Consider the following 7,721-nt stretch of genomic DNA (forward strand, 5'->3'; position numbering starts at 1 on the left):
CGCTGCCTCTGCTGCAGCGGTATTCGGCCCATTGCCCTAAGGATTTGTCATGCGCCTGTCTGCTTCGTTGCTCGCGGTGTTCTGCCTATTCAGCACCGCTCAGGCCTTCAGTGCCGAACGCAGCTTTACCATCCTGCACACCAACGACTGGCAATCACGCCTGCTCGGCTTTGGCCCGAACAACGAGTATTCCCCCGCGACCACCGGCGATGACGACACGGTCGGCGGTGTCGCACGCCTGGCCACCTTGCTTGAACAGCGCCGCGCCGCGGCTGGTGAGCAGCCGGTGTTGCTGCTCGATGGCGGCGACTTCAGCATGGGCACGCTGTTTCACACCGTAACCCGCGAAACCGGCGGCGAGCTGCGCTTGATGACCGAGCTGGGTTATGACGCCGCGACCCTGGGCAACCACGAGTTCGATTTTCGTCCGGCCGGCTTGGCCGCGATGATCAGCTCGGCGCACAAGATCAAGGGCGATGCGCTGATGCCGCTGTTGTCGAGCAACCTCGGCTTCGATCCCGTGCGCAAGGAGGACGACAGCCTGCAGGCCCACTATGAAGCCGGGCGCATTGCGCCATACAAACTGATCGATAAGGGCGGTATCCGTTTTGGTCTGTTCGGTTTGCTCGGTAACAACGCCGTGGCGGTCAGTCCGATGATCAAACCGGCGGTGTTTGCCGACCCGGTTATCACTGCCAAAGCCATGGTCGCTAAATTGCGCGAGGAGGGCGCCGAGGTGGTGATTCTGCTTTCGCATATGGGCGTGGTGCAGCAGGAGGACGGCAGTTGGCGCGGTGAGGAGGTCGAACTGGTCGAGCAGGTGCCGGGCATCGATATCGTGGTTGGTGGCCACTCGCACACGGCCCTGGCGCAGCCTGTGCTGGTCAATGGGCGCACGCCGGTGATGCAGGCCGGCTCGGAGATCCAGCACCTGGGCGAGCTGCGTATGCGGTTGCCGGCAGACGGCAAGCCGCAGGTTGTTGACTACCAACTGCACCCGATCAATGACCAGATTGCTGGCAGCGCCGCGATCACTGCCAAGGTCGAGGACTTCAAGCAGGTGGTCAGCGCGCAGATGCTGGCGCCCAAGGGTTACACCTTCGACCAGCCGCTGGCCAAGGTCGACAAGACTCTGACCCGCGCCCATGACGACCCGATTCTCGGCAATCTGGTTACCGATGCCCTGCGCCGGGCCACGGGCAGCGATGTGTCATTCACCGGTAATGGCACCATTCGCGACAACCTGATTATGGGCCGGCATGGCGTGCAGGCGGTGTCCGACCTGTTCCGCATTGCTCCGCTGGGTGTTGGTGAGCTGGATGATGCGCCGGGCTATCCGCTGATCAAGGTGTACGTCAGCGGGCAGGAGCTGAAGAACCTGCTTGAGGTGCTGCTATTGGCCTATCAGGTGCGTGAAAGCAAAAGCTACTACCCGCGCGTGTCGGGGCTGCGCTTCAGCTACAACCCCTGGCGTGTGCCGTTCGACCGCGTCAGCCGGATTGAACTGGGCGACCCGATCAAGGGTTACACGCCGCTCGACCTGGCCGATCAGCGCCTCTACAGCATCGGCGCCACCAGTTATGTTGGCAGCTTTACCTGGCTGGTTAGCGATCTGACCAAGGGCTTGCTCAGCGTGCAGCCCAAGGATGCCCAGGGCCAGCCGCTGGCGGCGATCAAGGACGCAATCATCGATGCCGACCCGCAGCAGCCCGGCGTGCAGGAATATAAAGAGTGGCAGGGCCTGCTCGACCATATCCGCAGCCTGCCGGACCTGGACGGCGATGGCCTGGCCGATATCCCGACCCAGGGCGCGGCGGCCGAGCAGCGCATGCTGCGTGCGCCCAGCCTGCAGCCGGCCGAGCTGTACCGCTACGCTGGGCCGCTGCAGTGGGGCGTGAGCCTGGTGCTGTTGGCGGGCCTGCTGCTGATCATCTGGTTGCTGCGTCGCCGCCGCGCCTGAGCAGGCTGCTGTGATTGAAAGCCGCGCGTGCTTGTCAAAAGCCCGTGGCGCTCCTATGGTGCGCATCGACGAACCTGGGAGTGAAGCATGAGCGATCTACAACATCTCTTCGATAACAACGCACGCTGGGCCGAGGCGATCAAAGAGGAAGATCCCGAGTTCTTCGCCAAACTGGCCAAGCAGCAGGTGCCCGAATACCTGTGGATCGGTTGCTCCGATGCGCGGGTGCCGGCCAACGAGATTGTTGGCCTGCTGCCGGGCGATCTGTTCGTCCATCGCAATGTCGCCAACGTGGTGCTGCACACCGACCTCAACTGCCTGTCGGTGATCCAGTACGCGGTCGATGTGCTCAAGGTCAAACATATCCTGGTCACCGGCCACTATGGCTGCGGCGGTGTGCGCGCTTCGATGCAGGACGGTCAGCTCGGTCTGATCGACGGCTGGCTGCGCAGCATCCGCGACCTCTACTACGAACACCGCGAGCATCTGGCGCAATTGCCCAGTGAGGAAGAGCAGGTCGACCGCCTCTGCGAGCTCAACGTGATCCAGCAGGTGGCCAACGTCAGCCACACCACCATCGTGCAGAACGCCTGGCATCGCGGCCAGCCACTGGCAGTGCACGGCTGCATCTACGGCATCAAGGATGGTCGCTGGAAAAACCTCAACGTCACCGTCAGCGGTATGGAGCAGCTGCCGCCGCAATACCGCCTGCGTCCGCTCGGCCAGAGTTAGGGCATGCAATCCACCGTGCGTGTGGCGCTGGCCGGGCTGCTGCTGGCGACGCTGTGCTGGTCTGGTAATGCTTTGGTGGCCCGGGCGTTTGCCGGGGAGATCCCGCCATTTGCCCTGTCATTCTGGCGCTGGAGCCTGGCTCTGGTGCTGCTGCTGCCCTTCGTGGCCAAGCCGCTGTGGCAACACCGAGTTGCACTGCGTAGCGCCGGCTGGCGCTTGCTGGTGCTCGCCGGCGTCGGTATAGCGGGCTACAACAGCCTGCTCTACGCCGCCGCGCAAACCACTGCGGCAATCAATATCACCTTGGTCAACACCTGCCTGCCGCTGATGACCTTTATCGGTGCCGGCCTACTGCTCGGCGAGTGGCCGCATCGACGCGCCTGGTGGGGCATGGCGGTGGCCGCAGGCGGCTTGCTGGTGCTGATCAGCAAAGGCAGCTGGGCCAGCCTCAGCGGCCTGGCCTTCAACAAGGGCGATCTGATCATGCTGCTGGCGGTGGCCGACTGGGCGCTCTATTCATTGCTGCTGCGGCGTTGGGCCAGCTACCTGCTGCCGATCCCACCGCTGGCCCTGCTTGGCGTACTGATGCTGCTTGGCGTGCCACTGATTCTGCCGTTCTATCTCTACGAGCTGGCCCAGGGCGCACACTTCAACCTAACGGCAGAGAACCTGGCCGCCATCAGCTACACCGCGATCTTCGCCTCACTGCTCGCCTACCTCGTCTGGAACCACGCCATCCGCATACTCGGCGCCGCCAAGGCAGCCCTCTCCAACTACCTGATGCCGGTGTTCACCGCGATATTGGGTTGGCTGCTACTGGGGGAGGGCTTACAGAACTACCACTGGCTTGGCGCTGCGCTGATTTTTGCGGGGTTGCTGCTGGGTACGCAGGGGCGTGCGACAAAGCGTTGAGCGGCAGTCTGACCACCAGGCTGTATTGCGTCTGACTTCGCCAATACAAATCGAAGAGGCGATGGGCGTTTACCTGCCATGTGCAGATGTTTCGAAAGCCGCGCCGCATCAGTAACCAATTACTTCTTTCGCGTGGCAACAAAAACGCCGGAGTGGTTTTTCAAGATCAGCCTTTGGCTCAGAGCGAGCACCAGGTTTTATAGTCTTCACTTTCAACTATTGACTTGAACAGTGGCGAATTTGGCGACGGAGTAGGGCATCCCCTTCCAGGGTGGTTGTCTTGGAAGCTGGTGCGGCTACTCCATAAAATAATGGGGTTTCTTCCGTAGGCTTTCTCTGCTGAGGCCATCAGTACACCCTCTTTTACTCTCCATACCATCAGTCCCTTTTCGAATCTTGCCCATGGGCTTTTATCCATACGTGGATAGGCGACAAGGCTCATCGATAGGTAGTTCTGCAGGTCGTCAAAGCTTCTGCTAGCGAGCTCGATGCGTACGTGGTTTAGCTTTCCTTTCGCAAAGAAGAAGGTTACCAGCCGAGCTTGGATGTTGTTGTAAGCGGTACTGATATGAGCGGAGCATAGGTAGTCGTCATTCTTATCAATGCGCTCGCGATCACCCAAGTTGCCATAACACTTCAGCTTGTGGCCGCGTGCCTGCATGTCGCTGATAACCGATGCTTGGTCACGCTCCGAATAGAGATCGGGCGCTTCGACGTAGTGAGGTGTCCCAATCCGGTTATACCAGTCAGAAATGATGTGCTTGTACTGCAGGGGGAGTCTGTCGTAGGTCATGAGACCTGCCGCGAATAACACGACAGCGAGCAAGGCTGCTTTCAGATATCTCATTTGGCTTCCATTCCAGTAGGGGCGCGCGTTACTCGCGCGCACAAAAAAGGGCTTACCTTTCGGTAAACCCTTGTTTTGTTTGGTGGCTACGCAGGGACTTGAACCCCGGACCCCAGCATTATGAATGCTATGCTCTAACCAGCTGAGCTACGTAGCCGAGTGGCGCGCATTATTCGCGTCTTGGGGTTGGGTGTCAACCCTGTTTTGCGAAAATTTCTGCGCGCGATCAATCGCTTACACGTTAAAGCGGAAATGCATGACGTCGCCGTCTTTAACGATGTAGTCCTTGCCTTCCAGTCGCCATTTGCCGGCTTCTTTGGTGCCGGCTTCGCCCTTGTACTGAATGAAGTCGTTGTAGGCGATGACTTCGGCGCGGATAAAGCCTTTTTCGAAGTCGGTGTGGATCACGCCAGCGGCCTGTGGGGCAGTGGCGCCGACGCGGACGGTCCAGGCGCGGACTTCTTCGACGCCGGCGGTGAAGTAGGTCTGCAGGTTGAGCAGTTCATAGCCCGCGCGGATTACTCGGTTCAGGCCGGGTTCTTCGAGACCCAGGGCTTCGAGGAACATGTCTTTTTCTTCGCCATCATCCAGCTCGGCGATTTCTGCTTCGATCTTGTTACATACCGGCACCACAGGAGCGCCTTCGGCGTCAGCAATGGCCTGGACGATGTCGAGCAGTGGGTTGTTCTCAAAGCCGTCCTCGGCAACGTTGGCGATGTACATCACCGGCTTGCTGGTGAGCAGGTGGAAGCCGCGTACCAGTTGCTTCTCGTCGTCACCCAGGGTCTTCATCAGGGTGCGCGCTGGCTTGCCTTCGCTGAAGTGGGGGATGAGCTTTTCCAGCAGGGCTTTCTGGGCGACCGCTTCTTTGTCGCCGCCCTTGGCATTACGAGTGGTCTTCTGCAGCTGCTTTTCGCAGCTGTCGAGGTCGGCGAAGATCAGTTCGAGGTCGATGATTTCGATATCGCGTTTGGGGTCGACGCTGTTGGCGACGTGAATCACGTTGTCGTCTTCAAAGCAGCGCACCACGTGGGCGATGGCGTCGGTTTCGCGGATGTTGGCGAGGAACTTGTTGCCCAGGCCTTCACCCTTTGATGCGCCTTCCACCAGGCCGGCGATATCGACGAATTCCATGGTGGTGGGCAGGATGCGCTTGGGGTTGACGATGGCCGCCAGCGCCGCGAGGCGTGGGTCGGGCATCGGCACAATGCCGCTGTTCGGCTCGATGGTGCAGAACGGAAAGTTCTCGGCCGCAATACCGGATTTGGTGAGGGCGTTGAACAGGGTGGACTTGCCGACGTTGGGCAGGCCGACGATGCCGCAGTTGAATCCCATGGTGTTGTCCCTCGCGCGAATGGCGGTAAAGAGTTAGGAGGTGGCTTTCTGGCTGTGCAGCTTGTGCATGGCCTTGCTCCAGTCGCCTGCGAGTATTTCCGGCAGGGTGCCTAGGGCAAAGTCGATGCTGGTATCCAGCAGTTCCTGTTCGCTGCGTGGTGCGCGGCCGAGGACGAAGTTGGAGACCATGCTGCTGTGCCCGGGATGGCCGATGCCAAGCCGCAGGCGGTAAAAATTATTCTGATTGCCGAGTTGGGCGATGATGTCGCGCAGCCCGTTATGTCCGCCGTGCCCGCCACCCAGTTTGAGTTTGGCGACGCCGGGGGGCATGTCGAGTTCGTCGTGGGCCACCAGAATGGCTTCCGGCGGGATGCGGAAGAAATTCGCCAATGCCGCTACGGCCTGGCCGCTGCGGTTCATAAAGGTGGTGGGGATCAGCAGGCGAACGTCGCGGCCCTGATGGCTGAATTTGCCAACCAGGCCAAAATACTTTTTGTCGAGGCTCAGGTTGATGCGCTGGCTATCCGCCAGGCGCTCAACGAAAAGGGCCCCTGCATTATGCCGAGTCTGGTCGTATTCAGGGCCGGGGTTACCCAGGCCAACGATCAGTTGTACGGCAGTCATGTCAGGAGCCCTTTTGTGGAAATAGCTCGGCAGAATCGCATACCGAGCTGGTTTCCGACACTGCGAGGATTACTCGGCAGCACCTTCGTCTTTAGCAACGCGGGAGGCGTGGATGTTAGCCACTGCCAGGTCGTTACCGTGAGCCAGTGCAACCAGCTCAACGCCTTTCGGCAGTTTCAGGTCGGCCAGGTGAACGATCTGACCCACTTCAACGGCAGCCATGTCGACTTCGATGAATTCCGGCAGGTCTTTCGGCAGGCAGGAAACTTCTACTTCAGCCAGGACGTGGGAGACTTCGCCGCCTTGCTGCTTAACGCCAACCGAAGTTTCTTGGTTGATGAAGTGCAGGGGAACGATAGCGGTCAGTTTCTGGCCAGCGACTACGCGAACGAAGTCAGCATGCAGTACGTAGCCTTTGGCTGGGTGGCGCTGCAGGGCTTTGATGATCACGCTTTCGTTGCTGCCGGCTACGTTCAGGCTCAGCACGTGGCTGTAGGCTGCTTCGTTTTCCAGCAGTTTGGCCAGTTCTTTGGCCAGCAGGCTGATCGATTGTGGAGCTTTTTCGCCACCGTAAATTACGGCAGGAACCATGGCAACGTTACGACGCAGGCGGCGGCTCGCACCTTTCCCCAGGTCGGAACGCACTTCGGCATTCAGGGCAAATTCAGTCATTTCACTTCTCCAAAATAACCAAACCGTCCGTTACGCTTGCGACCAGCGACGGGACGGTTGGTTGAAAAGCCTTGCCATCAGGGCAGGGCGTTTGCGCTCAGGGCGTATTCCGAATTAACGGAACATCGCGCTGATCGATTCTTCATTGCTGATGCGGCGGACCGCTTCAGCGACTACCGGGGCGATGTCCAGTTGGCGAATACGCGAACAGGACTGCGCAGCGGCTGACAGCGGGATGGTGTTGGTCACCACCAGCTCGTCGAGTACGGATTTTTCAATGTTTTCGATGGCACGGCCAGACAGTACAGCGTGTGTGGCGTAGGCGAAGACTTTCGATGCGCCGTGTTCTTTCAGCGCTTTCGCCGCATGGCACAGGGTGCCGGCGGTATCCACCATGTCATCGACCAGGATACATGTGCGGCCTTCCACGTCACCGATGATGTGCATCACTTCGGAGTGGTTGGCTTTTTCACGACGCTTGTCGATGATTGCCAGATCAACACCCAAGGACTTGGCCACGGCACGCGCACGCACCACACCACCAATATCCGGGGAGACGATCATCATGTTTTCAAAGCGTTGGTCTTCAATGTCATCCACCAAAACTGGTGAGCCGTAGATGTTATCTACCGGGATATC

General features: G+C 59.6%; 8 protein-coding genes and 1 tRNA gene. 3 read left to right on the plus strand and 6 right to left on the minus strand.

Annotation, left to right across the window (positions count from 1 at the left end; translation table 11 throughout):
• Nucleotides 1-49 precede the first annotated feature (49 nt).
• From Q8O69_RS04505 to Q8O69_RS04515, 3 genes are all read left to right on the plus strand, one after another.
• Entirely contained in the window at nt 50-1,960 is a 1,911-nt protein-coding gene (locus tag Q8O69_RS04505; protein ID WP_305589925.1) for a bifunctional UDP-sugar hydrolase/5'-nucleotidase, read from the plus strand.
• 87 nt (nt 1,961-2,047) lie between these two features.
• On the plus strand, nt 2,048-2,692 hold the full coding sequence (gene can, locus Q8O69_RS04510) for a carbonate dehydratase (RefSeq protein ID WP_305589926.1): 645 nt from the start codon (nt 2,048-2,050) through the stop codon (nt 2,690-2,692).
• Nucleotides 2,693-2,695: 3 nt separating this feature from the next.
• Nucleotides 2,696-3,604 carry a DMT family transporter gene (locus tag Q8O69_RS04515; protein ID WP_305589927.1) on the plus strand — a complete coding sequence of 303 codons (909 nt, stop codon included), beginning with the start codon at nt 2,696-2,698 and terminating at the stop codon, nt 3,602-3,604.
• Nucleotides 3,605-3,782: 178 nt separating this feature from the next.
• Here the strand turns inward: Q8O69_RS04515 and Q8O69_RS04520 are convergent, their stop codons facing one another.
• From Q8O69_RS04520 to prs, 6 genes are all read right to left on the minus strand, one after another.
• The gene (locus Q8O69_RS04520) at nt 3,783-4,451 is read right to left on the minus strand and encodes a hypothetical protein (protein WP_305589928.1); all 669 of its coding nucleotides are present in this window, start codon (nt 4,449-4,451) and stop codon (nt 3,783-3,785) included.
• Nucleotides 4,452-4,531: 80 nt separating this feature from the next.
• Nucleotides 4,532-4,608: transfer RNA gene (locus Q8O69_RS04525), tRNA-Met, on the minus strand.
• A 77-nt stretch (nt 4,609-4,685) separates the two neighbouring features.
• Entirely contained in the window at nt 4,686-5,786 is a 1,101-nt protein-coding gene (ychF, locus tag Q8O69_RS04530; RefSeq protein ID WP_305589929.1) for a redox-regulated ATPase YchF, read from the minus strand.
• Between the two features lie 33 nt (nt 5,787-5,819).
• Nucleotides 5,820-6,410, minus strand: coding sequence for an aminoacyl-tRNA hydrolase (gene pth, locus Q8O69_RS04535; protein WP_160088333.1), 591 nt, complete (start codon nt 6,408-6,410; stop codon nt 5,820-5,822).
• A 69-nt stretch (nt 6,411-6,479) separates the two neighbouring features.
• Nucleotides 6,480-7,082, minus strand: a complete 603-nt coding sequence (locus tag Q8O69_RS04540; protein WP_090251434.1) for a 50S ribosomal protein L25/general stress protein Ctc — start codon at nt 7,080-7,082, stop codon at nt 6,480-6,482.
• A gap of 114 nt (nt 7,083-7,196) precedes the next feature.
• Nucleotides 7,197-7,721: ribose-phosphate diphosphokinase (gene prs / locus Q8O69_RS04545; RefSeq protein WP_305589930.1), on the minus strand; the 525-nt coding region annotated here is incomplete at its 5' end.

Origin of the sequence: Pseudomonas sp., assembly GCF_030690725.1 — a bacterium.
Lineage (GTDB): Bacteria > Pseudomonadota > Gammaproteobacteria > Pseudomonadales > Pseudomonadaceae > Aquipseudomonas.